Source organism: Dyadobacter sp. NIV53, from assembly GCF_019711195.1.
In the GTDB taxonomy this organism is placed as follows: domain Bacteria; phylum Bacteroidota; class Bacteroidia; order Cytophagales; family Spirosomataceae; genus Dyadobacter.
The window spans coordinates 3,984,445-4,011,115 of the sequence record NZ_CP081299.1 but is presented as its reverse complement, the minus strand read 5'-3'; the positions used below and the strand labels follow the sequence as shown (position 1 = coordinate 4,011,115).

At 40.6% G+C, this 26,671-nt stretch carries 21 protein-coding genes and 1 pseudogene; 15 read left to right on the top strand and 7 right to left on the bottom strand.

Annotated features, from left to right (window positions below; all coding sequences use genetic code 11):
• The first annotated feature begins 2 nt into the window (after positions 1-2).
• The 14 genes from KZC02_RS16360 to KZC02_RS16295 all read left to right on the top strand — a co-directional run bounded on the left by KZC02_RS16360 (position 3) and on the right by KZC02_RS16295 (position 12,263).
• Positions 3-209: a hypothetical protein gene (locus KZC02_RS16360; RefSeq protein ID WP_221389696.1), complete on the top strand. Its 207-nt coding sequence runs from the start codon at positions 3-5 to the stop codon at positions 207-209.
• Between the two features lie 17 nt (positions 210-226).
• The gene (gene ilvA / locus KZC02_RS16355) at positions 227-1,468 is read left to right on the top strand and encodes a threonine ammonia-lyase (protein ID WP_221389695.1); all 1,242 of its coding nucleotides are present in this window, start codon (positions 227-229) and stop codon (positions 1,466-1,468) included.
• Between the two features lie 61 nt (positions 1,469-1,529).
• Complete coding sequence (locus tag KZC02_RS16350; protein ID WP_221389694.1) at positions 1,530-2,708, top strand: hypothetical protein; 1,179 nt, start codon at positions 1,530-1,532, stop codon at positions 2,706-2,708.
• 23 nt (positions 2,709-2,731) lie between these two features.
• Positions 2,732-3,580 (top strand): response regulator transcription factor, encoded by an 849-nt coding sequence (locus tag KZC02_RS16345; RefSeq protein ID WP_221389693.1) that lies wholly within the window; start codon positions 2,732-2,734, stop codon positions 3,578-3,580.
• A 58-nt stretch (positions 3,581-3,638) separates the two neighbouring features.
• Positions 3,639-3,845, top strand: coding sequence for a DUF2683 family protein (locus KZC02_RS16340; RefSeq protein WP_221389692.1), 207 nt, complete (start codon positions 3,639-3,641; stop codon positions 3,843-3,845).
• A complete protein-coding gene (locus KZC02_RS16335; RefSeq protein WP_221389691.1) occupies positions 3,836-4,093 on the top strand; it encodes a Txe/YoeB family addiction module toxin in 258 nt (85 codons plus the stop codon). The genes KZC02_RS16340 and KZC02_RS16335 overlap by 10 nt, the downstream gene beginning before the upstream one ends.
• Before the next feature lie 804 nt (positions 4,094-4,897).
• Positions 4,898-6,301 carry a 3-isopropylmalate dehydratase large subunit gene (gene leuC, locus KZC02_RS16330; protein WP_221389690.1) on the top strand — a complete coding sequence of 468 codons (1,404 nt, stop codon included), beginning with the start codon at positions 4,898-4,900 and terminating at the stop codon, positions 6,299-6,301.
• A 133-nt stretch (positions 6,302-6,434) separates the two neighbouring features.
• Entirely contained in the window at positions 6,435-6,806 is a 372-nt protein-coding gene (locus KZC02_RS16325; RefSeq protein WP_221389689.1) for a GxxExxY protein, read from the top strand.
• 162 nt (positions 6,807-6,968) lie between these two features.
• The gene (gene leuD, locus KZC02_RS16320) at positions 6,969-7,565 is read left to right on the top strand and encodes a 3-isopropylmalate dehydratase small subunit (protein ID WP_221389688.1); all 597 of its coding nucleotides are present in this window, start codon (positions 6,969-6,971) and stop codon (positions 7,563-7,565) included.
• A gap of 105 nt (positions 7,566-7,670) precedes the next feature.
• Positions 7,671-9,239, top strand: a complete 1,569-nt coding sequence (locus KZC02_RS16315; protein ID WP_221389687.1) for an alpha-isopropylmalate synthase regulatory domain-containing protein — start codon at positions 7,671-7,673, stop codon at positions 9,237-9,239.
• A gap of 38 nt (positions 9,240-9,277) precedes the next feature.
• On the top strand, positions 9,278-9,556 hold the full coding sequence (locus tag KZC02_RS16310; RefSeq protein ID WP_221389686.1) for a nucleotidyltransferase family protein: 279 nt from the start codon (positions 9,278-9,280) through the stop codon (positions 9,554-9,556).
• Entirely contained in the window at positions 9,553-9,720 is a 168-nt protein-coding gene (locus tag KZC02_RS16305) for a DUF86 domain-containing protein (protein ID WP_221389685.1), read from the top strand. Before KZC02_RS16310 ends, KZC02_RS16305 begins: the two co-directional genes overlap by 4 nt.
• A 45-nt stretch (positions 9,721-9,765) precedes the next feature.
• A complete protein-coding gene (gene leuB, locus KZC02_RS16300; RefSeq protein WP_221389684.1) occupies positions 9,766-10,836 on the top strand; it encodes a 3-isopropylmalate dehydrogenase in 1,071 nt (356 codons plus the stop codon).
• 269 nt (positions 10,837-11,105) lie between these two features.
• Entirely contained in the window at positions 11,106-12,263 is a 1,158-nt protein-coding gene (locus tag KZC02_RS16295; protein ID WP_221389683.1) for a 2-isopropylmalate synthase, read from the top strand.
• A gap of 135 nt (positions 12,264-12,398) precedes the next feature.
• Here KZC02_RS16295 and purU read toward each other — a convergent pair whose 3' ends face one another.
• On the bottom strand, positions 12,399-13,229 hold the full coding sequence (gene purU, locus KZC02_RS16290) for a formyltetrahydrofolate deformylase (protein WP_221395080.1): 831 nt from the start codon (positions 13,227-13,229) through the stop codon (positions 12,399-12,401).
• Positions 13,230-13,406: 177 nt separating this feature from the next.
• Here purU and KZC02_RS16285 point away from each other — a divergent pair, with 177 nt between their 5' ends.
• Positions 13,407-13,892: a GAF domain-containing protein gene (locus KZC02_RS16285; RefSeq protein WP_221389682.1), complete on the top strand. Its 486-nt coding sequence runs from the start codon at positions 13,407-13,409 to the stop codon at positions 13,890-13,892.
• Positions 13,893-13,988: 96 nt separating this feature from the next.
• Here KZC02_RS16285 and KZC02_RS16280 read toward each other — a convergent pair whose 3' ends face one another.
• From KZC02_RS16280 to KZC02_RS16255, 6 genes and pseudogenes are all read right to left on the bottom strand, one after another.
• Positions 13,989-14,900, bottom strand: a complete 912-nt coding sequence (locus KZC02_RS16280; protein ID WP_229253631.1) for a sugar phosphate isomerase/epimerase — start codon at positions 14,898-14,900, stop codon at positions 13,989-13,991.
• Positions 14,901-15,016: 116 nt separating this feature from the next.
• Positions 15,017-16,525, bottom strand: a complete 1,509-nt coding sequence (locus KZC02_RS16275; RefSeq protein WP_221389680.1) for a c-type cytochrome domain-containing protein — start codon at positions 16,523-16,525, stop codon at positions 15,017-15,019.
• 44 nt (positions 16,526-16,569) lie between these two features.
• A complete protein-coding gene (locus tag KZC02_RS16270) occupies positions 16,570-18,045 on the bottom strand; it encodes a DUF1501 domain-containing protein (protein ID WP_221389679.1) in 1,476 nt (491 codons plus the stop codon).
• 437 nt (positions 18,046-18,482) lie between these two features.
• A pseudogene (locus tag KZC02_RS16265) lies at positions 18,483-21,232 on the bottom strand (DUF1553 domain-containing protein).
• A gap of 213 nt (positions 21,233-21,445) precedes the next feature.
• Complete coding sequence (locus tag KZC02_RS16260; protein ID WP_221389678.1) at positions 21,446-23,041, bottom strand: RagB/SusD family nutrient uptake outer membrane protein; 1,596 nt, start codon at positions 23,039-23,041, stop codon at positions 21,446-21,448.
• A 31-nt stretch (positions 23,042-23,072) separates the two neighbouring features.
• Positions 23,073-26,552, bottom strand: coding sequence for a TonB-dependent receptor (locus KZC02_RS16255; RefSeq protein ID WP_221389677.1), 3,480 nt, complete (start codon positions 26,550-26,552; stop codon positions 23,073-23,075).
• Positions 26,553-26,671 lie beyond the last annotated feature (119 nt).

The window sequence follows — 26,671 nt, the reverse complement described above, 5'->3', positions numbered from 1 at the left end:
TTATGGAGATCCATGATGAACTTGAAATAGAAATTTTCCATACTTTAGAAAAAATACGTCGTGTGGAAAGTATCATCAGAAAGCACTTAGAAGCGAAATCCGAAGATCTTATTGTAAACCAATATTATTCTTTAAAAAAAGAATTATCTCAGCAATTAGCTGACTTACTTTCAAGTGCAACGAACGCAAAAGTTCAGATTGCAGCCTAGGAACGAATCAAAATATCATGTCTCCCACTCTCGACAATATATTTCTTGCCGCCGAACGTCTTCGTGGCATTATTAACCATACTCCTCTTCTTTACAATGTACATTTATCGGAACAGTACGAAGCAAATATTTATCTGAAAAGAGAAGATCTGCAAACGGTTCGCTCTTACAAAATCAGAGGTGCTTTTAACAAAATGGCAAGCTTAAGTGCGGAAGCTTTGGCTGGCGGCGTTGTTTGCGCAAGTGCAGGGAACCATGCCCAGGGCGTTGCTTATGCGTGCAGAAAAATGGAAGTGAAAGGGGCCATTTTTATGCCAACCACGACGCCTGCTCAAAAAGTGAAACAGGTCAGGCTTTTTGGGAAAGAATGGGTGGACGTCCTTTTGGTTGGCGATACTTATGACGATGCATATCACGCTTCTCTCATATATCAAAAGACAAACAATGCCACTTTCGTACATCCGTTTGACGACTTTCAGGTAATTGAAGGCCAGGGAACGGTCGGTCTGGAAATTTTCAAAGATGCCGACTTTAAGATTGATTATTTATTCATGGCAATTGGAGGCGGTGGGCTGGCTTCTGGCATTTCTACTGTTTTCAAACAATTATCTCCAAAAACCCATCTAATTGGTGTAGAACCAGAAGGTTCGCCTACCATGCATGATTCAATCAGAGAAGGCCATGTTGTAACCCTCGATCACATTGATAAATTTGTAGATGGCGCAGCTGTTCGACGCGCTGGTGATATTACATTTGAAATATGTAGTAAAAGCCTGGATAAAGTATTGCTTATTCCCGAAGGAAAAGTCTGCTCGACAATCTTGCAGCTTTACAACGAAGAAGCTATTGTGGCGGAACCTGCGGGAGCACTTACGGTTGCAGCACTGGATTTTGTAAAAGAAGAGATCAAAGGTAAAAACGTAGTCGCGCTGATTAGCGGTGGCAATAATGACATCACCCGAACAGAGGAAATCAAAGAACGTTCCCTGCTTTACGAAGGACTGAAACATTACTTCATCATTCGTTTTCCACAACGTTCTGGTGCATTCCGTGAATTTCTGAATGTACTTGGACCCAATGACGACATTGCCAGATTCGAATATGTCAAAAAAACCAACCGTGAACAAGGCCCTGCTTTAGTAGGAATTGAGTTAAAAAATCGTGAAGATTTTGCTCCGTTGATTAGCCGCATGGACGAAGGCCGGATTGTATACGAATACCTGAATGACCAGCCGGATTTGTTTCAGTTTATGGTCTGATAATTACCCAATCAGGGATACTTTGGTTACATTTATATTTTTATCCCTCTTCTCAATTTTTATGATTTCAATTTCTACAAGGTCGTCTTGCCTGGCGCGCTTCCTTGGCGCCGTAATTTTCATTTTCTTCGTATTCTCAACAAGTGTATTTAGTCAGGGAAAATTTCTTGATGGCTATACTGTTTCCCTTAAAGGAGATACTTTACAAGGTCTTATCAGATATGAAGGATGGGATGAAAGTCCTGTTTATATAGACTTTAGTAGCAATAAAACCAGTGATATACGAAAAATCAGCTCTAAGGAAATCAAAGAATTTTATATAACCTCAGTAAATGCGCGTTATAAAAGCAAAAAAATCGCTGTTTTAAATATCGATTTAAGTGAAATATATACTATCCCTCCTTCTTTACAAAGTAAAGATTCGGCTGTTATATTTTTGCGGGAGGTAACTTCCGGGCCTAAAGCTTCTCTTTTGGAATATATAAACAGCACATCTGCAACTCATTTTTATATAGAAAAAGATAGCATTCTGACTGAGCTAATTTACTATCCCTTTTATCGTCTTATCCGTGAAAAGAAATATCTTCTACTATATGATGATTACAAAAAACAACTTCCGGCTCTTCTTTCCGACGTTCAACCGATTGATACCAAAATACCTGGTTACAGCCAAAAAGATCTAAGAAAATATATTGAAAATTATAATGAATTTTTTGGCGGGCAAAAACAAATCAACCACCCTCAGGACGAACATGATTTTACCATTGACTTTAATTTTAATGGAGGAATAGAAGGTTGGGAAGAACCAGGCATACTATTAAAAAATAGACTAACATATGGTTTTGGAATAAGAGCAAACCTTCCAAGAAGATTTCATAACCGCTATTTCAAAATTAATTTATCATTCATTCCAAGTGTATCCGATAAGGACATTTATACGAATTATGGTTATGATACTAAAAAACATACATTAAAAACTCTGGAATTTGGTTCTGGGACTTATTTTGGATCCGGAAACATCAGACCATTTGTAGGGATAGATTTCGCATTTCCATTCAATACATGGAGAAGTTCTATTCTTGGGCCTCATGCCGGAATTGGATTATATAGAAAATTTAATATTGAAGTATCCCATTTTGCAAATCTGGGTACGATTTTATCTGATGCTCCTTTTTTCAACAAACCTCGGATAACTCTAAGCTATTACCTTAATTTAAATCAGCTTGTTACTAAAAAGTAATTTAGACCGCAATAAGTTTTAACATGCTGCGCGTTCCTTCTGATATTAGCTCACAGGAATTTGAATCCCTGAAGATTCAGGATATGACTTTTGTTGCTTACCGCAATGAAGTTTATCCTTCCAAATATGATGTTTTTTTTGAAGAACATGCTGTTATTGTGGTGCTGGAAGGAGACAAAAAATTTACCAGCCCCACCCAGGAAGTGCATGTTAAAAAAGGTGATATTCTGTTTGTTCAGAGAGGTTTTTATTTGATGTCTGAATCGATTAATGAATCTTACAAAAGCCTTGTTTTTTTCTTTGATGAAAAATTACTGAAAGAATTTGTAGGCTTACATCCTGAGCTTTTTCAAATTGAAGAAACTACAACTATTCTTGAAAACCCGATACTTTTATTAAAAGCAGATGATAATTTCGAAAAGTTTATTCAATCTGTTTTTCCCTACTTTCGTTCACGTACAGAGCTAAAAAACCATTTTTTACGCCTCAAATTCCAGGAATTATTACTGCATTTACTCGAACTCGATTCTTCCAGGCAACTCCGAGCTATTTTGTATAGCCTCTATAAAGGCGAGAAAGTGGATCTGTCATTTCTGATGAACAGTTATTACCTCAAACCGCTTACATTAAACGAACTTGCCCGATTATCCGGCCGCAGCCTTTCTGCATTTAAACGGGATTTTCAGGATGACTTTAATACCTCTCCTGCATTCTGGCTCAAAAACAAACGACTCGATTACGCCGATTTCCTTCTAAGAAACAGTACCAAGAATGTAACAGAAATCAGCACCGAAATTGGTTATGAAAGCATCTCTCATTTTATCAAGACTTATAAGGAAAAGTTTGGGGTGACGCCTAAGAGGCAGGGGTGAAGGATTGTGATAATAAGGGAATAAAAAATTAACTTTACATATCATAAAATATGACATTATGGAAACGCTGATATTTCGTTCAAATAGTCAGGAAAAGTTAGAGGCTTTGAAAGCGGTAGCAAAAGCTTTAAAAATTTCATTCGAAACTAATACAAAACCTTACGATCCTGAATTCGTTGCTATGATAAAGAAGGGGAAACAGGATTTAAAAGAAGGAAAAGGAATTGCAATGACTCTTGAAGAGCTGGAAGGTTTATGCAAATAATTTATACTCCTAAGGCGAAAGAACAATTCGATTCATGGGTAAAAACTGGCAATAAGCCAATTTTGAAAAAGATACTTCAACTAATTCAATCCATTAATCAAACGCCTTATGATGGACTTGGTAAGCCTGAACCACTTAAACATGAGCTTTCGGGATTTTGGTCACGGAGAATAAATCAAGAACATCGATTAGTTTATGAAGTGGATAAGGATACGATTTTTATTTATTCTTTGAAGGGGCATTACTAGTCGATTACTAAGACCTAAGATTGTTTTTGATATTTGGGTACGAGAGTGCTTCTCATTTTATTGAAACTTACAAGGAAAAGTTTGGGGTGAAGCCGAAGCGGCAAGGATAACAGATTGTTTGAGAAAGTCAATTGATTGTTACCAAATCGGCATTTATCGTCTAAGAATAAAGACAGACTCCTCCTTAAGGCAATGATGTATTTCGCTATTTTATTTATTACAGCAATCCTTTTGTTATGCATCTTGATTTTAGCTGCATTTAGAAAAAAAGACATAAAATAAGATAGAAAGACATATTGGACTCCGTTAAGAATTTATATTTTTTGCGTTGCGATTGTTGTGATTATTCTGTTTAATTCCTCATTAAATAATAGCGATAATTGGGCGCTTGGATTATTGGTTGGTTTTCCACTAGCTACTCTGCCACTAGCTGTGGCTGTGGAAGTTTTATTAACTCTCTCTGGTAACCGGATTTCAAACTCTCAAAAATTTTGGATTTCATTAGCTTGTATTCCAGTCATCATAATTGGCATTTACTTTTTGAAAAAGTAGCATTTCTCAAAATCTGTCTGTTTGTAAAACTTTGTTTATTATTTCATTTCCAATATTTCCCAAATACCATTTCCCGCCCAAACCTTACCTTCAAACCAAAATCACTACTTTTTGAACGTTTAACGTTATACTTATTCCCAATATTTTATAGTAATTTGTATCCTCATTTCTCCTTTGAAGAATTGTAGTTACTCTTGTAACTTTTTTCAAAGCAGAAAATTGAAGAAATGACGAAATTATATATTGTAAATTATGAGTAATCAAGCAAGTACGTTATTTGACAAGGTGTGGGATTCACACGTTGTGCGCAAGATTGAGGATGGTCCGGATGTGTTTTTTATTGACCGTCATTTTATACACGAAGTAACCAGTCCTATAGCTTTTCTGGGGCTTGAAAGCAGGAATATTGGTGTTATTTATCCCGAACGTACTTTCGCAACGGCTGATCATAACACACCCACGATTAATCAGCATCTTCCGGTACAGGATCCGCTTTCGGCCAAACAGCTGGACGCTTTGGAATCTAACTCTGCTAAATACGGTATTTCGCACTGGGGACTGGGCAATGCAAGAAACGGGATTGTCCATGTTGTGGGACCTGAAAATGGCATTACGCTTCCCGGCATGACGATCGTTTGTGGTGATTCTCATACTTCCACACACGGTGCTTTTGGTGCAATTGCCTTTGGGATTGGCACTTCTGAGGTTGAAATGGTACTTTCTTCGCAATGTATCATGCAGCCAAAACCAAAGAAAATGCGTGTAAACGTAAATGGTGTTCTGGGTAAAGCAGTTACTCCAAAAGATGTTACGCTATATGTAATTTCAAAACTGACAACAGCTGGTGCAACCGGCTATTTTGTGGAATATGCTGGTGATGTATTCCGCAACATGAGCATGGAAGGCCGTATGACGGTTTGTAACATGAGTATCGAAATGGGTGCACGTGGTGGAATGATCGCCCCTGACCAAACTACTTTTGATTATATCAACGGCCGTGAGCAAGCCCCAAAAGGTGAGAAATGGGCAAAAGCACTGGCATACTGGAAAACATTGAAAACAGATGAAGATGCTGTTTTTGACAAAGAATATACTTTTGATGCGGCTGATATTGAGCCAATGATCACTTACGGAACCAATCCGGGAATGGGTCAGGGAATTTCACTTAATATCCCTACTGCTGAGGAAACGGAAGGCGGAAAAGCAACTTATGATAAGTCATTGAATTACATGGGTTTCCATGAAAATGAATCCATGCTGGGCAAGAAAATTGATTACGTTTTTATTGGCAGCTGTACCAATGGCCGTATTGAAGATTTCCGTGCATTTGCCTCTATTGTAAAAGGACGTAAAAAAGCGGATAATGTTACTGCATGGGTAGTTCCTGGTTCTCATATTGTTGAAGCTCAGATTAAAGCAGAAGGAATTCTGGATATTCTGACCGAAGCCGGTTTCGAACTTCGTCAGCCTGGTTGTTCTGCTTGCCTTGCTATGAACGATGATAAAATTCCTGCCGGTAAATATGCTGTAAGTACTTCAAACCGTAACTTCGAAGGCCGTCAGGGCCCGGGAGCTAGAACTTTGTTGGCTAGTCCATTGGTGGCTGCTGCCGCAGCGGTTACTGGTGTAGTTACAGATCCTCGGGACTTGATGTAAATGAGTAAGGTTACACAGAGGTTCACAGAGATAAAAGGAGAACCACAGAGGTTGTTTAAATATTTCTAACCTTAGCTGTGTGACCAAATATCAGTTTGTGGTCTATAATATTATATATAACCACAGCTGAATTATGGTGATAAATGATATTACGGGAGAGATCATTGGATGTTGTATTGAAGTACATAAAGAATTAGGTCCTGGATTACTTGAATCTGCATATGAGGAATGTCTTGCTTATGAATTATCCCGGGCAGGTTTATTCTTTGAACGACAAAAACCAATTCCTGTTCATTATAAAGAAATACGTCTGGAATATGGATACCGAATGGATTTTGTTGTTGAGAATCAAGTTATTGTTGAATTGAAAAGTGTTGAAATAATTAGTCCAGTTCATACTGCTCAAATTTTAACCTACATGAAACTTGCAGAAATAGAAGCAGGTTTATTAATAAATTTCAATGTGCTTTTACTAAAAAATGGCATTAAAAGATTTCTTAAATAAAAGAACAATATATGTAGTTTCATAGACCAAAAAAGCGGAAAATGTTCAGAATCACGAAGATATTTAATGAATTTAAATTTCTATTAAATAAACCTCTGTGTTCCTCTCCTTAACTCCGTGGTTCTCTGTGTCACCTACCACTAAACATTATTTAGCAAAAAAATGGCTTACGATAAATTCACAATATTAAAAAGTACGGCAGTTCCTTTGCCGATAGAAAACGTTGATACAGATCAGATTATCCCTGCACGTTTTCTTAAAGCTACCAAGCGGGAAGCATTTGGTGACAATTTATTTCGCGACTGGCGTTACAATGGCGATGATACGCCAAAAGAGGATTTCGTTCTGAATAATCCGATTTATTCAGGCAAAATCCTTATTGGTGGCCGCAACTTTGGAAGCGGATCAAGCCGGGAACATGCTGCTTGGGCTATTTATGATTATGGTTTCCGTTGCGTGGTTTCCAGTTTCTTTGCTGACATTTTTAAAGGTAATTCACTGAACATTGGTATTTTACCTGTTCAGGTTAGCGAAGAATTCCTTGATAAGATTTTCCAGGCAATTGAAGCAGATCCAAAAGCAGAACTGGAAATAAATCTTCCTGAAGAAACGATCACGATAGTTGCTACGGGAGAAAAAGAAACTTTTTATATCAACGGCTACAAAAAACACAATATGATCAATGGGTTTGATGATATTGATTATTTGCAGGCGATGAAAAGTGAAATTAAGGAATTTGAAGCAGCAAGAATTTATTAAAGGGCTTTGGGCTGTCGGCTTTCGGCAATCAGCCATCGATTCTCGGTTTTTGCCGAAAGCCGATGGCAGGAAGCAGAAAGCTGATAGCCGATGGCTGACCGCCCTATGAACAGGAGATATATTGAAATAATGGATACGACGCTTCGCGATGGTGAGCAAACCAGCGGTGTGTCATTTTCCGCATCTGAAAAATTAACCATTGCCCAGCTTCTCTTGCAGGAAGTGAAAGTAGATCGCATTGAAGTCGCCTCTGCACGTGTGTCGGAAGGTGAATTTCAGGCTGTTAAGAAAATTACAGATTGGGCAAAAGCTAACGGTTTCCTGGACAAAATTGAAGTACTGACCTTTGTTGATGGCGAAGCTTCTATTAACTGGATGCTTCAAACGGGTGCCAAAGTAATGAATTTGCTGACTAAGGGATCACTAAATCACCTGACTCATCAGTTAAAAAAGACCCCCTTTGAGCATTTCGAAGACATCAGGAATGTCATAGAATTGGCACAATCTTCCGGTATAGCATGCAATGTATATCTGGAAGACTGGAGTAACGGCATGCGGAATTCAAAAGATTATGTTTTTGACGCGCTTGATTTTCTGACCACAATGCCAATCAAAAGGATTCTGCTTCCTGATACACTAGGAATTTTAACACCTGCAGAATCCTATGAATTTGTAAAGTCGATAGTAGACCGTTACCCTCATCATCACTTCGAGTTCCATGCACATAACGATTATGACCTGAGTGTTGCCAATGTAATGGAAGCACTCAGAGCTGGCGCACACGGGCTTCACCTGACTGTAAACGGAATGGGTGAAAGAACCGGAAATGCACCTTTGGCCAGTACCATAGCCGTTCTGAACGATTTCATGCCTGAATATGAAACTTCTGTCAATGAAAAATCGCTGTACACTATCAGTAAGCTGGTAGAGACATTTTCCGGTATCCGGATTCCTTCCAATAAACCAATTGTTGGGGAAAGTGTATTTACCCAAACAGCGGGTATCCATGCAGATGGAGATAAGAAAAACAATCTGTATTTCAGCAGGTTAATGCCGGAACGCTTTGGCAGGTTAAGATCTTACGCACTCGGAAAAACTTCTGGTAAAGCCAATATTGAGAATAATCTGCGCGACCTGGGTATCACACTGGCTGATGCCGATCTGAAAAAAGTTACCCAGAGAATTATTGAATTGGGCGACCGCAAGGAAGCAGTAACTCCTGACGACCTCCCTTACATTATTTCAGATGTTCTGGATAGTAATGCGATTGAAGAAAAGGTTGTCATTGTTAATTACGTATTGACGCATTCTAAAAATCTTAAACCTTCGGCCACGTTACAGATAAGATTTGGCGAAGAAATTTTTGAGGAAAGTGCCCAGGGAGACGGACAATATGATGCTTTTATGAATGCACTTAAAAAGATCTATTGTATCAAAGGTATCAGTTTGCCGATGCTGACAGATTATACCGTACGGATTCCACCGGGTGGTAAAACCGATGCGCTTTGCGAAACGATCATTACCTGGGAAATAAATGGGAAAGATATGAAAACCAGAGGATTGGATTCGGATCAAACGGTTTCTGCTATTATGGCGACTCAGAAAATGCTGAATCTGATAGGTATACCTGCAAAGGAATTGACTCCCGAATTACCTATGGTTAATGCATTGTGAGGTATCTTTGTTAAGCATTAAAAACAAAAACAGGGAGAATGGACAAACAACAGCTATATCAGGATTTAAAACAATATTTACTGCAAAAGAACATTGTGAGAGCAGCTGTTTTTGGCTCATATGCCCGTAACGAAGAAACAGATCAAATTGATATTGATTTATTGATTGAGGCCAATGGTATGACCATGTTTGATATACTTCGCCTTGAAGATGTACTTCAATCACTTTGCAAGAGAAAAATAGATCTTGTTGAATATAAAGCCGTCAAGCCGTCAATTCATAAGTATGTATTCTCAAATCTTGTACAGCTGATATGACCCGGGATGATAATGTTTACACTCAAGACATTGTTGACTCTATTGAGATCATTTTAAACTATGTAGACGGAAAATCGGAAAACGATTTTGAAGAAAGTATTTTATTGCAGGATGCCGTATACAGGAGGTTTGAAATAATCGGTGAAGATCTCCCATTACTTTAAGCTAAGTTAAAAACAATATAATTTACTGGTTATCAATTAATTTTAATGAAAAAAAATATCTTAATAGTTCCTGGTGACGGTATCGGACAGGAAGTTACTGAAGTTGGTAAAAAAGTTTTAGAGAAAATTGCACAGAAATTCGGTCATGAATTTACTTATGACGAAGCATTAATTGGTCACGTTGCTATTGAAGCTACCGGAAATCCTCTTCCGGACGAAACACTGGCAAAAATGAAGGCTTCTGATGCTGTTCTTTTCGGAGCAGTAGGCCACCCAAAATATGACAACGATCCAAGTGCAAAAGTGCGTCCTGAACAAGGATTGCTGAAAATGCGTAAAGAACTTGGTTTGTATGCCAATTTACGCCCGATCAAATTATTTGATGAATTGCTTGGTGCTTCTTCTATTAAACCTGAAATATTAAAAGGTTCTGATATTCTTTTCTTCCGTGAATTAACAGGAGATATTTATTTCGGAGAAAAAGGGCGCAAAAATGACGGCGATACGGCTTATGATATTGCAGAATACAGCCGGTATGAAGTAGAACGTATTGCACGTAAGGCATTTGAAGCAGCTGGAACACGCAGAAAAAAACTTTGCTCGGTAGACAAAGCTAACGTACTTGAAACAAGCAGATTGTGGAGAGAAGTTGTTCAAAAATTAGCTCCTGAATATCCTGATATTGAAGTAGAACACATGTTTGTAGATTCTGCTGCCATGATGCTGATTAAGGATCCTCGTCGTTTTGACGTAGTCGTTACAGCGAACCTTTTTGGTGATATCCTTACTGACGAAGCGAGTCAGATTGCCGGTTCAATGGGTATGCTTGCTTCTGCCTCTATTGGCGATGGCACAGGCGTATATGAGCCAATCCATGGTTCTGCACATGATATTACCGGAAAAGGAGTTGCTAATCCATTGGCCTCAGTACTTTCTGTTGCTTTATTACTGGATATTTCATTCGGCCTGAAAGAAGAATCAGAAGTAATTATTGCCGCAGTTGACAAACTGTTAAAAGATGGTTACAGAACACATGATATTAAGGATGCTTCCACGCCAGCTGATAAAATCCTGAATACAGAAGCTGCAGGTGAAGAACTTTTGAAGAGAATCTAATTTTTGATAAGTTTTGCCAAATATTATTTGTTTAAAGCAAAACTTATACTTTCTTTGCAGAAGAAAATCGCAGTTAGCGAAATTTCGCAAGCTTATATCATGAAAACATACGATCAAAACCTAAATCTGCTACTACTTATAATTCCGTGACAGCGGAAAGGGCATTGTTTTGAATCGTTCAAAAAACCCTTTCCTTCATCAGGAAAGGGTTTTATATTGTTTGAAAATTATTAAATTCGTAATTCCATAAAAATCAAATTACCCACGCAATGAGTAATCGAGTTCAGATCTTCGACACAACCTTAAGGGACGGCGAGCAGGTACCAGGCAGCCAATTAACAACTGAAGAAAAAATTGTCGTAGCCAGACAACTCGAAAAACTGGGTGTTGATGTAATAGAAGCAGGATTTCCGGTATCAAGCCCGGGAGATTTCCGCTCTGTGGTTGAAATTTCTAAAGCCGTTCGCGAACCTATTATTTGCGCACTTTCGCGTGCTGTAATTGGCGATATTGATGCAGCAGCCGAAGCATTGCAATATGCCAAACGCGGCAGGATCCATACTGGTATCGGCTCGTCTGATATCCATATTCAGCATAAATTTAATACGACAAGAGAAAAGATCATTGAAAGAGCAATCTCTGCTACAAAATATGCCAAAAGCAAGGTAGAGGATGTTGAATTCTACTGTGAAGACGCTGGCCGGGCAGACCTGGTTTTTCTTGCCCAGTTGGTAGAGGCAGTCATTGCAGCCGGTGCAACTGTTGTAAATATTCCTGACACAACCGGATATTGCCTGCCTGAAGAATATGGCAACAAAATCAAATATATTTTTGAGAATGTAAAAAATGTACACAAAGCGATCATTTCAATACATTGTCATAATGACCTGGGGCTCGCAACTGCCAATTCCATTGCCGGAATAAGCCAGGGTGCGCGCCAGGTAGAAGTTACAATAAACGGAATCGGAGAACGTGCGGGGAATACTTCGCTTGAAGAAGTGGTGATGGCATTACATGTACACAAGGAACTTGGACTTGAAACGGGTGTAAATACACAATTTATTTACCCTACAAGCCAGTTGGTTTCTAAAATGATGCGCATGCCTGTACAGGCTAATAAAGCGATTGTGGGACGCAATGCTTTTGCACATTCGTCAGGCATTCATCAGGATGGTTTCCTGAAACATACATTAAATTACGAAATCATGAACCCGCATGATGTTGGCGTAGATAAATCCGATATTGTATTAACTGCAAGAAGCGGCCGTCATGCATTGAAACATCGTTTGGAATTGCTGGGGTTCAGTTTTGATAAACCTGCACTGGATGAACTTTACACCCGTTTCCTTGAAGTAGCGGATCTGAAAAAAGAAGTGAATGATGCTGATCTTGTAGATCTGGCGCGAACTGCTATACCAGTTAATTAAAATAGCATTAGAATTTCGTAATAGCCTGACTATGAATTTGATGTTTTGAAGATTTTTTTGTAGAATTACATAATCAATAACATCCATCAGATTACAAAAAGCCCTCGGTGATTCTGACTAAGGGCTTTTTTCTTGTTACAGGATGATAGTCCGGTTATTATGAATAAAAACACGGTCGTTAAATACCAGTTTTAAAGCCTTTGATAAAACCGCTTTTTCTGTATCTTTTCCGAGTGTTGCCATATCCATAGCAGTTTGCCGGTGATCTACTGGTTTTACATCCTGCGCAATAATCGGCCCTTCATCCAGGTCATTATTTACAAAATGCGCCGTTGCCCCAATAATCTTGACGCCCCTTTCATAAGCCTGCCGATAAGGATTGGCCCCAATAAATGCGGGTAAAAAGGAATGATGTATATTAATGATCCTGTCGGGATAATGATTAACGAAATCGGCTGCAATAATACGCATGTATTTAGCCAGGACCAGATATTCCGGACGATAAATATCCAGCGTTCTCAGAATAGACTGTTCGTGTTCCTCCCGGCTTTTATTTTCATGTGTAATATAATGAAAAGGAATACCGAACTTGCCTACTAATGGCTGCAATGTATTATAGTTACTCACCACCGCCTGAATTGTAGCATCCAGTTCATCAAATGCGTAACGTATCAAAAGTTCACCCAGACAATGATGTTCTTTGGTTACAAACAGTACAATGTCTTTTTTCTTTTTAGGATTCAGACGAAGATTAATTCCTGACGGCAATTCCTTCTGAAGTACAATCAGCAATTCACTCGCATCTGTTTCTCCCTCAAATTCCGTCCTCATGAAAAAATAATGTGACGGGCTCACATATTCATCATTACGGATAATGTTCTGATTGTGTTCAAAAAGTATGCGGGTAACCTTGTAAATGAGCCCTTTATGGTCAGGACCATCCATTAAAAGTATGTGGCGTTGCATCATGCGCGTATTCACTTCAAAATAAAACCAATTTGCGAAATAACAGATTTAGAATTGATTTAACCAACATATACCGTAATAACTCCAACATCTATGCCATCAGATTTTAACACAGGTCTGTAACTTTTGTAATGTAATCCACGTTCATTTTGGAATAAACGATAATATTACCATTGCATGGCAGAAGATCTTTTTATCCCGCAAACAACAGACCGGAAAACGATTTACGAAACGATCATTCCTCAAATACAGTCATTGATTGAATCTGAAAGTGATTTAACGGCGAATCTTGCAAATGTAGCTGCTGTATTAAAAGAGGCTTTTGGATTTTTCTGGGTAGGTTTTTACATTGCTAAAGAAGGCCAGCTGGTTTTAGGGCCATTCCAGGGGCCTGTTGCCTGTACACGTATTCCTTTTCATAAAGGTGTTTGCGGCGCAAGTTATTCACAGCAAAAAACATTGATCGTTCCTGATGTTGAAGCATTCCCCGGTCATATTGCGTGCAGTTCTGCTTCCAGATCAGAAATTGTTTTACCCGTTTTTCATAGAAACGGAACCGTCGCCATGGTATTGGATGTGGATAGTGACGAACTGGATGATTTCAGTGAAACAGATGCGGAATGGCTGGAAGGTTTGATCCGGCTGATTGAGAGGAAGTTGTAGGGAGAACTTCACAGGGTAATGCTCTGTGAGAGGGTGACATCACCTTATGTCCCTTTGCGCACTTCAGCTATTATTTCCCCAGTGAACCGCACCGGGTTAATCCGCTTTCAAATACCTTTTCCTCAGTAAGTTCATCATGTACACATTAATCGCCCACTGATCTGCGAGTGGCTGATTGGTGTAAGGTAAGGTCGGCAAATAATTGGGCGGACCGAATTCTGTAAGGACAGTCAGTGTTTCTCCGTTTTTGATCTTTTGCTCCACAACGGCATCCCACCATGCTAAATGTGCCTTTACGGTTGCTTCCCATTCAGGAGCACGCGGATCATTTACCTGAGGACCTTCTTCATGACCAATACGTGAATGAATATGCCCTACCCTGGCTAATGCAAGCTTAACTGTTTCTTCCTGGTCCTGTAATAAACTTTCATGCACATTACACCAATGCGAAATATCGAGTGTAAGTCTTAAAGCAGGATTTTTCTCAATAAAATTTCGTGTAACATGTGCGGCAAAAAGCATTCTTCCACGGTGTGTTTCGTGATAAATAGGTATACCGCTTTTTGCAGCTGCTTCGGTAGTATGGTCTATAAATGCTTTATTCTGTTCATAAGAAAAATGATCCCGGCCACTGTGACAATTAATATAAAGTGGTTTCCGGTCAAATTCGGTTGTAGCAGCGTTGATGGATTTTTTAAATGCATCCAGATGTGTCACATAATCCCTCTCTCCTGATCCACACAGAAAACCAACTTCCAGATCATACTTTTTTAAAGCAGAGAATAGTTCTGTTTGTTTTTCTTTCGTTCCGGGCCACCACATTTCGGTTCCGTCATACCCTTCTTTTTTAATTGCTGCGCAAAATTCATCGGTTGTTCCCTCAAAGCCCCAGTTTGTTCCCAGGATTTTTAAAAAGGATTTATCTTTAAACTGAAACGGGGCGATATTTTCCTGAGCAGCAGCTTCAAGACCTGATATTACTCCCGCACTTGCTAAGGCAGTACTCATAAAATTCCGGCGGTTCATGTAGAATAAGTGAAAAGTTTAGAGTTTAAAGTTTGCATAGTTATTACAACTTGCTAATACTCTTTATAATAAAGTTATTATAGGAGCTACGACTTACATTATTGGATTTTTTTAACTGCAATTGTTTGTGTGCTGTCGCCAGCTTTTAAAAATTTTGCAACTGCTGCCTCGTTTAACCCGCTGATAATGGAAAGCTTGGGATAAATCCTGCTTACCTGGCTTACCGCGCTATCTGTCACAGCAGATTGCCATACATATATGGATCGCAAACTTTTTACAGATGCAATATTTTTCAAACCAGCGTCCGTAATCTTAGTATCCACCAAATTTAAGTATTCAAGATAAGGCAGGTTTTTCAAATTAGCCAGGCCAGCGTCAGTTATAACTGTGTGCTCCAGATGCAATTTATTCAGATTTTTCAATTTTGAAATTTCCTTTAAAGCAGCATCCGTAATTTTTGTATCTCCCAGTTTAAGCCAGGCAATTTGTTCAGATAAAGCGGTGATTAGTCCCATCTGGCTATCATTGAAACCAGGAGCATTCACTGCACTTACTTCTATCAGATTTTGGTCATGTGATAAATTGTTCACAATCAGTCCTGCTTTTACTAATGCTTCTATATCTTTTTCATTTGCAGCCGGAACTTTCAAACTTAGCACTACCGATTCCGAGCTTTTTACTCCCGATGAAGGGTTACCAGTAGACAATGAGGCCAAAGCAGGTTTCAAATTGTCGGGAATCTTTAATTCTGCGACTTTTTTATCGGCAGGTGCACCTTGGTCAATCCACCAGGAGAGTAGCGCAATTTGTTCATTTGATAATTGTGGTTTTCCTTTTGGAGGCATGTGGTCATCATCGCTTTCCGGCAATAAGCATCGTTTAATCAGATCACTTTCAGCACTTTTACCCGCAATAAAGACAGGCCCGCCTTTTCCGCCTTTTAGCATTAAAGCCAATTGATCCATACGCAGATCACCCTTTTGCTTGGTAGCATTATGGCATTGTACACAGCGTAATTCCAGGATCGGCTGAACTATATCTTTGTACACAACAGCCTGCTCAACATTGGCAATGGGTTTTATTTCTGTAACCGGTTCAGTAATTGGAGGCATTCCAGCCAGACTTCTAAAAGGTTCCGGCGTGTATTGTGTCAGATATCCGTCTCCGTGTGTAAGCGAGCCACCGTCGTGCCCTGCAGTCATGGTCAGGATGGTTGCAAGGCCAAAAGCTGGCAGATACAAAGCAGGCACAAAATGTAATTTAGCTTTAATCCAGTCAGATTTTACAATCCAGGCAATCCACGCAAATACCGCCACTCCTATTCCCTGCCATTTGTGATCACTTAATAACTCTTCATCATAACCTCCTCCCAACGATAGTAAATAGCCTGCAATACAAGCCAAGGTAGCTCCAATTGCAGACCAGAAAAGAATGAATGATATGGCAGACTCGCTTACACCAATCTTTCCGGTACGGCGACCGATTTCAAGAAGCGCTGCTATTAATAGAAAACCAATTGGCAAATGCACCAAGACCGGATGAAATCTTCCAATAAAAATTGCCCAATTTGAAAACCAGCCAGAAGCCTGTAGTAGTATAAAATGCATTTGCTATATAAAAATTATTTTCTGCAATAAGACTTGGAAAGTCTTCAAGCCAATACTTGCTTCACTACTTTTCCTTCTGTATCTGTTAATCTGAAATTTCTACCCTGGAAAGGATAGGTAAATTTTTCATGATCAAAACCCATTAAATGAAGAATAGTTGCTTGTAAATCATGGACATGCACGCGGTCTTTTACGCCATAATATCCCAATTCGTCCGTTTCTCCATGGGAAAATCCCTGCTTCACTCCTCCTCCGGCCATCCACATTGTGAATGCATCGAGATGGTGATCCCGGCCCATATAAGGCATCACAAGCCCATTCCTGTTTTCCTGCATGGGTGTCCTGCCAAATTCCGCTCCCCAGATTATGAGGGTTTCTTCCAGTAATCCCCGCATTTTCAGATCCTGTATCAAAGCCGCAACAGGCTGATCTGATTCCCTGCATTTATGTCGTAATCCGCCTTCAACATTATGATCGGCAGATGTTCCGTGCCCATCCCAGCCCCAATCGAAAAGCTGCACAAAGCGAACGTCATTCTCAACCAGTTTACGTGCCAAAAGACAGTTCATGGCAAATGTGCCCTCGCCTGGTTTTACTCCATACATATCCAGTATAAACTGTGGTTCTTTGGAAATATCCATTACTTCGGGAACTGACATTTGCATGCGGAAAGCCATTTCATACTGACTGATGCGCGTCAGGATTTCCGGATCTTGTACGTCTTCGTAAGTCTGTTTGTTAATTTCATTGATGGCGTTGATCGTTTGCTTGCGCATATCCCGGTTCATGCCACTCGGGTCACTTACATACAAAACCGGATCGCCGCCTGTCCTGCATTGTACACCCTGATAAACAGAAGGCAGAAATCCACTTCCGTATACACTTTTACCCGCATCGGGTTGTTGTCCGCCGGATGCCAGTACTATGAAACCGGGTAAGTTCTGATTTTCAGAGCCTAATCCATAGGTTGCCCATGCTCCCAGACTTGGCCGTCCTAAACGTGCACTTCCGGTATGCATCAGCAATTGCGCTGGTGCGTGGTTGAACTGATCCGTATGCATCGCTTTCATGAAAGTAATTTCATCAGCAACGGTTTGCAGATAAGGCACATAATCCGACATCCATGCACCGGATTGTCCGTACTGTTTAAATTTGCTTTGTGGTCCCAGCATTTTAGGAACGCCCTGTATGAAAGCGAATTTCTTGCCTTCCAGAAATTCCGCCGGACAATCTTTTCCGTGGTATTTTTCGAGCTGTGGTTTGTAATCGAAAAGTTCGAGCTGGGACGGTGCTCCGGCCATGTGGATATAAATCACCCGTTTGGCTTTGGGTGCGAATTGCGGGATTTTAGCATTTAAGGTTTCTTTTCCAATGCTTCCTTTTGCAGTAGATGGCCCACAAGAATCCAGTAACGAACCCAATCCGAGTGCTCCAAGTCCAAATCCGCACGATTGCAAAAAATGCCGCCGGGTCTGGCGCTGCAATTCGGCGTGCTGAAGTTCCTTTAATAGCTTTTCCATAATGTTCTTCCGGTCGTGTACCCCAGGGCGCTGCCCTGGGGTGAGGTATGTAAGCCTTTCAGGCTATTTGAATTGGATTGTTATATTTTCGTCCCAGGGTATTACCCTGGGTTGAGGTATAGGAGCCTTTCAGGCTGTTTGAAATGGATTTTTAGGTTACAAATTATTTCTGTTTTTCCTTTTTTCCCGTTTCCCGTTTCCCAGGGTGTTACCCTGGGCTGAGGTATAGGAGCCTTTCAGGCTGTTTGAAATGGATTTTTAGGTTACAATTATTTCTGTTTTCCTTTTTTCCCGTTTCCCACGGTGTTACCATGGGCTGAGGTATGTGAGCCTTTCAGGCTGTTTGAAATGGATTTTTAGGTTACAATTACAATGTCCTTTTCTTCCCATTCTTCCTTCCACCCATTCTTCCCTTTCCTCCTTCCTCCCATTCCCCCTTATTCCTTCGTAACCACATTATCCAGATTCAGCATTACATTGGCCGAGATCGTCAGCGCTGCCAGTTCAGGGGATTTTTCTTTTCCGTAAATCAGCATACTGTCTACTTCAATGGGTTTCTTTTTATAAGCATCCAATGCTTCCTGATATACTTTTACCAATACATTCAGATTCTTCTTGGCAATCGGCTGGAAAGTGAGCATCCTGTATCCTTCTGTTAACTGCTGTTCAGGTGTTTTACCTCTTTTTTGCATATTAGTCGCCAGTTTTTCGGCCGCTTCCAGATATACAGGATCATTTAAGGTTACCAGAGCCTGCAGTGGTGTATTGGTCAAAATCCTTCTTGACTGGCAAAATTCCCGGCTTGGTGCATCAAAAGTAACCATCGAAGGATATGGCGCAGTACGTTTCCAGTAGGTATAAATACCTCTTCTGTATCTGTCTTCACCTTCGCTCAAAACCCATTTTTCTCCACTGTAAGGCGACTGCCAGATTTTATCGGGTTGCGGTGGCATCACGCCCGGACCGTACATTTTACGTGAAATTAATCCGCTGCATGCCAAAGCCTGGTCACGCACCTGTTCTGCACTCAACCTGACTCTCGGCCCGCGTGAGATCCAGATATTATAAGGATCTTTTTCCAGTTTGTCCTGATCTGTTTTGGAACTTTGCTGATACGTTGCCGACATCACTATCGTTTTCAAAAGCTTTTTAACGCTCCAATGATCATTTTCCATAAAGTCAACAGCCAGCCAGTCCAGCAATTCCCTGTGTGTTGGCTCGCTTCCCTGTGAACCAAAATCTTCAACCGTTTCAACAATGCCTTTTCCAAAAAGCTGCTCCCAAAAGCGGTTTACAATGACCCTTCCCGTCAGTGCATTTTCACGGTTCACAATCCACTTAGCCAGTCCCAGCCTGTCTTTTGAATATTCTTTGGGCATTGGTGACAAAAGTTGCGGAACATCCGGCTTTACTTCGGCACCTTTTACCATCCAGTTTCCTCTCACAAATACGTTGGTTTTCCTCGCAAAATCACCTTTTCCTTCCCAGATTACCGGCATACTTTCGGTAGACTTTGTTAAAGCAGCTGCATAGTCCGTTACAATTTTAGGATAATCCGGCTGATCTTTTCCGGGCAATTCCTTTTGAAATGAAGCCCACATAATCCGTACCCATTCTTCGGGTGCTTTTGGACTGTTTAAGGTAAGATATATATCATGCTTTCCCGAAACTTTGGAAATCGGAGCTACAATGACTGTGTCTCTTGTCGGAACTTTTATGGTTGATAAAACAGGCCCGTCCAGTTTATCAATGTGTAATGTCAGAACAGCGTTTTCGGCTTTGGTAGATATATTCATCACAACACTTCCTGCATCGGTCAGATTTACCTGCGGAATACGTGCATTTCCTTTGTTTTTCACTCCATAATACGAAATCAATAAAACCGTTGACTGATCGCCTTTTACAAAATTGTGTGCGTTGATCTTCGGCTCCATTACCTTCATAAACTGGGTAACCTCGTCAACCTGTTTTGGATTATATTTTTTGATCCAGTTCTTCACACGTTCCACACGTACCGAATCTTCCCCTTTATAAAATCTTAATTTCGGCCATTCATCCCATACATCTTCATCACGGCTGTTATTAAAAAACGCCATGTATTTGTAATAATCTTCGTGCGGAATCGGATCATAAGGATGGCTATGGCACTGGATACAAGCGAATGTCGTTCCCTGCCAAACCTCCCATGTAGTGTTCACGCGGTCAATTTGTGCAGCAGTACGAAACTCTTCGTCGTCGGTTCCGCCTTCGTTATTTGTCATGGTATTGCGGTGATAGCCAGTTGCTATCATATTTTCCTCTTTGGGAAAACCATCTTTACCTTTTGGAAGTAAATCACCTGCAAGTTGTTCAATAGTAAACTGATCGAATGGTTTATCATCATTAAAAGATTTTACCACGTAATCCCGGTAACGCCATATTGTCCTTCCACCATCACTTTCGTAACCTTTTGTGTCTGCATACCGTGCAAGATCCATCCACATTGAAGTCCACTTTTCACCATAGGCAGGTGATTTCAACAGGCGGTCAACTACTTTTTCGTACGCATTGGCAGATTTATCATTTTCAAAATCCTTTACTTCTTTTTCAGTAGGCGGCAAACCTGTCAAATCCAGGCTAACCCGCCGGATCAGTGTTGCTTTATCAGCCTCTGGAGAAACGGAAAGTTTTTTTCTTTTAATTTTTGAAGTATAAAATGGTCAATTTCATTTTTGGCCCAATTGCTTTCGCTTTTGTTTAATAATCCAAACAGATTCCAAATGTTACCTGCAGAAGGTATTTCCGGTTTTTCAATACGATTGTAAGACCAATGTTTTTCCCATTCAGCACCTTCATTGATCCATTTTTTCAATGTCGAAATATCATCTTCACTCAAAGGTGTACCATTTTTTGGCATCATTTCATCCGGATCATGGCTTTGAATACGACGGATCATTTCACTCGCATCCGCATCACCACGCACGACAGGAATTTTACCTGATTTGCCAGGTTCCAGCATTTCATGTTCAAATAGAAAACTGACATCACCCGCCTTTTTTACACCTCCATGACAGCCCATACAGTTTTTGTTCAGGATCGGCTTGACCTCGGTATTATAGTCAACCTTATGACCAAACCAACCTGACCAGAACAGTGAGGAAAGCAAAATAATCAGCCCGGCTATGCCAAATACAACCGCTTTTATCATCGAATGGTGAATAAATAATATGCTCTTAATTTCTATGAATAAGTAAAGACAAAATACTGATAAAGTTACCCCTCCTAATTTGCTAAGAAACAGGTTATATATCAAGCAATTCCATGTTGAGAAAACGGTTGAAACAAAAAAAGAGATACGTTCAGGAATAATCCATTCGTATCTCTTTTTCTTTATTAAAACAAAATCCTTACTCTATCACTGTTAATTCCAGTCGTTGGCAATATCTTTTGCTACGTTGGGATTGTAATTTTTCTCCACGTCTGGAATTGGGAACAACAGGTTTTTATCCTGGAACGGCTGTTTTCCGTCGCCTGGCTCTGTTGCCCTGATGCTGTTAATGGTTTGTTTTGCAATTCCCCATCTGATCAGGTCAAAATAGCGGCTTTGTTCTCCCGTAAGTTCGAGCTGTCGCTCTCTCATCAGTATTGTCATGGCCGCAGTCTGGCTGCCAAGACTTGTATAAGCAAAAGCATTTACCCTTTTTCTCACCTGATTGATCAGAGCCAATGGTTCTGCTCCTGAATTTCCCTGCTGAATGTACGATTCTGCCAACATCAGCAAAACATCGCCATATCTGATAACCTGCCCGTTGATAGAACTTTGAGGCCCTCCATAAGCTGCAACTTCATTGTAATATTCGTATTTTCTCCAGACATAATATCCCTGCGGATCGCTTGTTTTGAATGGAAATGATATTTTGCCGGTTGCACATTGTTCACAATAAACCGTATCACCACCACTTGCTGCATCACCATAAAAGGTAGAATAAGCACGTGGATCTGTGTAAGTAGCTCCGGTAGCCGGATTGGTATATTTAAACGCTTTCACAGCAGCAGTAGAAATATAAACATTGAACCAGTCATTGAATCCGTATTCCTGTGCACGGGTCGAAAGAGTCGCTTTTCCACCCCAGGTTTCCTGCCCGCCAAATGCATTATACTGATTTCCAACTGCCCAGTCTGTCCATTTCGCATTCATCACCTGAAATATGTTTTCGGGGCTGCTTTGGTTTGAAGTACTGAAAAGGTTATCGTAAGACGTATCAAGCGTGTAAGTAAACGGAGCCGTTGTCAATTGTGCCAGCGTAGTCTGTGCCAACGCCCATTTTCCCTGATACAAATATGATTTGCCCAATAAAGCAATAGCTGCACCCTTCGTTGCTCTTCCCAAACCGGTAGCAGCAGGATAAGACAAAGGAAGATCAGCAGCAGCCAGAGTAAGGTCACTTTCGATAAAGCTCCACATAGCAGCAGTAGACGAACGTGGAAAATAATTGTTTGCCACAGTACTGTCGTAAGAAGTGATCAGAGGAGCTCTTCCCCAAAGATTTACAATGTTGAAATAAGCATAAGACCTTAAAAACCGCGCTTCAGCTATATATTGTTTCGCACTTTCCTGATCAGCAGCTGTTGCAGGGTTCCATACGCCTGCACGGTCAATAACAACATTTGCACGTAAAATCATGCGGTAAAGGCTATTCCACATGGCACCGATCTGCGACTGGCTTGTACCAAACGAATAATCCGCCAGCTGGGCCACATCACCCTGAAGGTTGGTTGTTTTTTTAGCATCAAATCCCAGCAAATCAAATATGTAGTAATATTCCCTTGCCCACAAACCATTATGCAGCAACGTTGAATACGTTCCGATTACGGCCTGGTTTAATCCTTCACTGGTTGTAAAGTACGTATCAAAATCGTAGTTGCTCTGGCTTGTCAGTTCAAGTTTCGATTCATCACAGCCTGCTATATTCAACACTGCAATCAATCCCAGAAAATATATTATTAATTTTTTCATTTCAATATTTCAGATTAGTTATCACCAATAATTAAAACCCAAGTTGTAACCCGCAAAGGAAGGTCCTTGGCTGAGGCAGGCTCTGTCTGTCGTCAATACCACGGGAGAAGATATAACTTCCGCCAACCTGCGTACTTACTTCAGGATCATATCCGGTATACTTAGTGATAGTCAGAAGGTTCTGGGCAGCCACATAAACACGGATGCTGCTGATCACATTTCCGTTACCGATGCTGGTCAACATTGCTTTTGGTAAAGTATAACCCAGGGTAACATTTCTTAAACGTAAATAACTGCCGTTTTCAAGCCACCAGTCCGATGGCCTTAAATTACCATCACTTGTAGCGCTCTGGCCAGCTCTTGGAAGTTCTGCCACATCACCCGATTCCCTCCATCTGTTCAGGATACCGGTTGTAGCATTATGTCCCGTCGATTCGTTTAATGTTACGAATTTGAACGCATTCAATAATTTCAAACCAGATACACCGGATGCAACCACGTTCAGGTCAAACCCTTTGTAATTGGCTCCAACATTGAAACCGTAAACAATTTTAGGAATTGGATTTCCCAGGATTTTCTGATCCGTAGCCGTTACCCTGCCATCTCCGTTGATATCCTTGAAAATAAAATCACCCGGTAACAGGCCAGCCTGATAAACCGCTGTTGCATCGCCTGTTTTCTCAATTGCAGCTGCATTCAAAGCGTTAATTTCAGCCTGGTCTCTCGCTACGTGATCCTTGTTATATCCGTAAAACGACCCGATCGGTGAACCTGCCGCAGTATAAGTAAACGTAGATAAGTTGTTGAATGAACCTCCCTGAATCGGTGCAGCGAATTCACTTCCCAAAGAGTTTACAATGTTTTTATTGTATGCTACATTACCACTCACATTGTAAGAAAGTTTTCCTGCAATTACACCCCGGTACCCGGCAGAAAATTCAACACCTTTGTTTTGTGCACTTGCAGCATTGGCATATTTACTTGGCTGGGTTCCGCTCAAAGAAGCACCCGTACTTCCTGATACCGGTACACTTACAAGTAATCCTGTGCTTTTTCTGTTGTAATAATCAATCGTTACTGTCAGCTTATTTTGCAGGAAACCTAAGTCAAGTCCGATATCCGTCTGATCTGTTGTTTCCCATTTAATATTAGGATTAGCCAGTGTGTTGATGGTAGTACCCGGATTAAAACCTTCGTTTGTTCCCAATGAATAAACCAGGTTACCCGTTGGCGTACCGCTGAATGTTAGTACGCTCGTGATTCCGGTTGTTGGGATCGTGTTGTTTCCGGTGCGCCCCTGTCCTATTCTCAGCTTACCATCTGAAAGAATAGTCTGGCCTTTCATGAAGTCTTCGTCAATAAATCTCCACGCAAGCCCTAATCCGTAGAAATTACCGAAGCGGTTGTTTGCTCCAAAGTTAGAAGCACCATCACGACGGAAACTTCCTGTTAATACGTATTTATCATTGAAAGAGTACATACCTCTGGCGAAGTAAGAAATCACCGACGACCGCGCATAACCATACGTAGAACCCGTAACAGTTTGTGACTGAGCAACACTGATATTCTGTATCGAATTGTTTGCAATGCCGGTTCCGGTTGCATTTACCCCAGAACTAGCACCCGGATCCAGATAACTGTTACCCAAAGTGGCAGATACCGAATGTTTTCCAAACGTATTATTATAGGAAAAATAGTTTTCCAGTGTATAAAAAGAATAATTGCTGTAACCCAAAGTCGCCTGTTGTGGCTTTGTCAGGTTATTACCTTCTGTATATGCATACTGATAACCATTGGTTTTTCCACCGCCAATTTCAGCCGAAAGCTGCGTTCTGAACCTTAATCCTTTGATTAGGTCCACTTCTGCAAATACCTGCGGGAAAAATACAAACCCAGAGGTAACAGGGTTGTTCAGGTTAACAGCGGCCAGAGGATTGTTGCCACCATTGAAATCGGCTACGTTCGTTGAATTGGAATATCCGCCGGGAACATTTGCGTCATAAATTTCTTTGTAAGGAGCAAAAGCCAATGCTTCGGAAATACTGGCCAGCTGGCCTTCATCTTTTACATAACGTACGTTCAGGGTTTGTCCCAAATGGAATCTTCCCAGGCTTTCATCCAGACTGAACCTTCCGTTCACACGTTTGTCGGTATAGTCTTTTACAATGGCTTTCTGGTTCATATACCCCAAAGAGAAATTGTAGGTCACTTTTTCACTTCCGCCACTGATACTGATATTATTTTGCGATGACAAAGCCGATTGAAATATCTCTTTTTGCCAGTCAGTACGGGTTGTCAGTACATCGGCAGTATTAAATTTCTCTGGCAATACTGCATTGGTTGTTGCAGCAAAATCTTTCAAAAGATCTACATACTGTGAAGCATTGAGCATATCCATTTGCTTCCAGGCTTTTGAAACTCCCCATTGCGTTGTGAAATTAATTTTTGGCTTGCCCGTAAGTCCTTTTTTAGTTGTAATAATTACAACACCATTGGCCGCCGCAGAACCATAAATGGCCGTTGAAGATGCATCTTTTAATATCGTAATATTTTCAATATCCTGAGGCCCAAGCGTGTTGAACATCGTTTTACTTCCCTGAATCCCGTCAATTACATACAAAGGATCGACACCTGTAAAGGAACCGGTTCCCCGGATCAGGATTTGCGAGTCAGCCCCCGGCGTACCGTTCGACTGCACAACCTGTACACCGGCAGCTTTACCGATCAGTAATTGTGAGGCATTGGTCGCCGTGGTTGAACCAGCATCCCTTGCAGCAACAATATCAACAGAACCTACCACATCTTTTTTCCGTGCCGTACCATATCCGATCACGACTACTTCGTTCAGTGATTTGTCATCAGGTTCAAGCGCAACTGTAAACGACGTTTTATCGCCAACTGGAATTTCCTGGTTTTTGTATCCTACGAAACTGAATATAAGTACAGCGGATTGATCAGCAACATCCAGTTCAAAGCCACCGTCTACATTTGTAAGCGTACCCAATTGTGTACCTTTTACTCTGATAGCCACACCAGGAAGCCCTTCACCCTTTTCATCGTTTACTTTTCCTTCTATTTTAAAAAGCGCCTGGCTCTTATTCAATAAAGGCGCCGCCTGCTCTTTGGAAATATTATCTTTATTGGAAATAAGCAATATTCTGCCGGTAGAAGTTACCTGATAAGAAATATCCAAAGGTGTAAGCAAAGTGCTTAGTGCTGATGATAATTTTTGATTTGCAGCATGGATTACCACTTCGCGGTCAGCACGGATTGCTTTGGAACTATATGCAAATTTTACATCCGCTTTTTGTTCAAGCAAGATCAGAATATTTTTAAGTTCGGTTCTTTCAGCATGCAAAGTCACGGTTCTTTCCAAAATTTCCTGTGCTCTTCCGTCGTGTCCTGCGTAAGTCATGCCCGCGAAAGCAATAGAAAAAATAATTTGTGTCAATGACAATCTCATAATCCGGTAAAGCGAGGCGCAACTTTTTCGTTGTCGATTTTTTTTCATATTTTAGATTGGTTTTTTATAAAAACTGGATTGGATATTTCCCCTTCCCGCTATCTTGCCGGATATTGTGAATGGAAAGGAGATATTTTCAGGGCCGCTGGTGTACCATCACTATCGGC

Bases quoted from the DNA above. Each gene is read 5' to 3' on its own strand.
- KZC02_RS16310 (WP_221389686.1), top strand. From the start codon at position 9,278: ATGGACAAACAACAGCTATATCAGGATTTAAAACAATATTTACTGCAA.
- KZC02_RS16260 (WP_221389678.1), bottom strand. From the start codon at position 23,041: ATGAAAAAATTAATAATATATTTTCTGGGATTGATTGCAGTGTTGAAT.
- KZC02_RS16340 (WP_221389692.1), top strand. From the start codon at position 3,639: ATGGAAACGCTGATATTTCGTTCAAATAGTCAGGAAAAGTTAGAGGCT.
- KZC02_RS16345 (WP_221389693.1), top strand. From the start codon at position 2,732: ATGCTGCGCGTTCCTTCTGATATTAGCTCACAGGAATTTGAATCCCTG.
- KZC02_RS16255 (WP_221389677.1), bottom strand. From the start codon at position 26,552: ATGAAAAAAAATCGACAACGAAAAAGTTGCGCCTCGCTTTACCGGATT.
- ilvA (WP_221389695.1), top strand. From the start codon at position 227: ATGTCTCCCACTCTCGACAATATATTTCTTGCCGCCGAACGTCTTCGT.
- KZC02_RS16270 (WP_221389679.1), bottom strand. From the start codon at position 18,045: ATGGAAAAGCTATTAAAGGAACTTCAGCACGCCGAATTGCAGCGCCAG.
- KZC02_RS16335 (WP_221389691.1), top strand. From the start codon at position 3,836: ATGCAAATAATTTATACTCCTAAGGCGAAAGAACAATTCGATTCATGG.
- KZC02_RS16315 (WP_221389687.1), top strand. From the start codon at position 7,671: ATGAACAGGAGATATATTGAAATAATGGATACGACGCTTCGCGATGGT.
- KZC02_RS16350 (WP_221389694.1), top strand. From the start codon at position 1,530: ATGATTTCAATTTCTACAAGGTCGTCTTGCCTGGCGCGCTTCCTTGGC.
- KZC02_RS16275 (WP_221389680.1), bottom strand. From the start codon at position 16,525: ATGCATTTTATACTACTACAGGCTTCTGGCTGGTTTTCAAATTGGGCA.
- purU (WP_221395080.1), bottom strand. From the start codon at position 13,229: ATGCAACGCCACATACTTTTAATGGATGGTCCTGACCATAAAGGGCTC.
- KZC02_RS16360 (WP_221389696.1), top strand. From the start codon at position 3: ATGGAGATCCATGATGAACTTGAAATAGAAATTTTCCATACTTTAGAA.
- KZC02_RS16325 (WP_221389689.1), top strand. From the start codon at position 6,435: ATGGTGATAAATGATATTACGGGAGAGATCATTGGATGTTGTATTGAA.
- leuC (WP_221389690.1), top strand. From the start codon at position 4,898: ATGAGTAATCAAGCAAGTACGTTATTTGACAAGGTGTGGGATTCACAC.
- KZC02_RS16295 (WP_221389683.1), top strand. From the start codon at position 11,106: ATGAGTAATCGAGTTCAGATCTTCGACACAACCTTAAGGGACGGCGAG.
- KZC02_RS16280 (WP_229253631.1), bottom strand. From the start codon at position 14,900: ATGAGTACTGCCTTAGCAAGTGCGGGAGTAATATCAGGTCTTGAAGCT.
- leuD (WP_221389688.1), top strand. From the start codon at position 6,969: ATGGCTTACGATAAATTCACAATATTAAAAAGTACGGCAGTTCCTTTG.
- leuB (WP_221389684.1), top strand. From the start codon at position 9,766: ATGAAAAAAAATATCTTAATAGTTCCTGGTGACGGTATCGGACAGGAA.
- KZC02_RS16305 (WP_221389685.1), top strand. From the start codon at position 9,553: ATGACCCGGGATGATAATGTTTACACTCAAGACATTGTTGACTCTATT.
- KZC02_RS16285 (WP_221389682.1), top strand. From the start codon at position 13,407: ATGGCAGAAGATCTTTTTATCCCGCAAACAACAGACCGGAAAACGATT.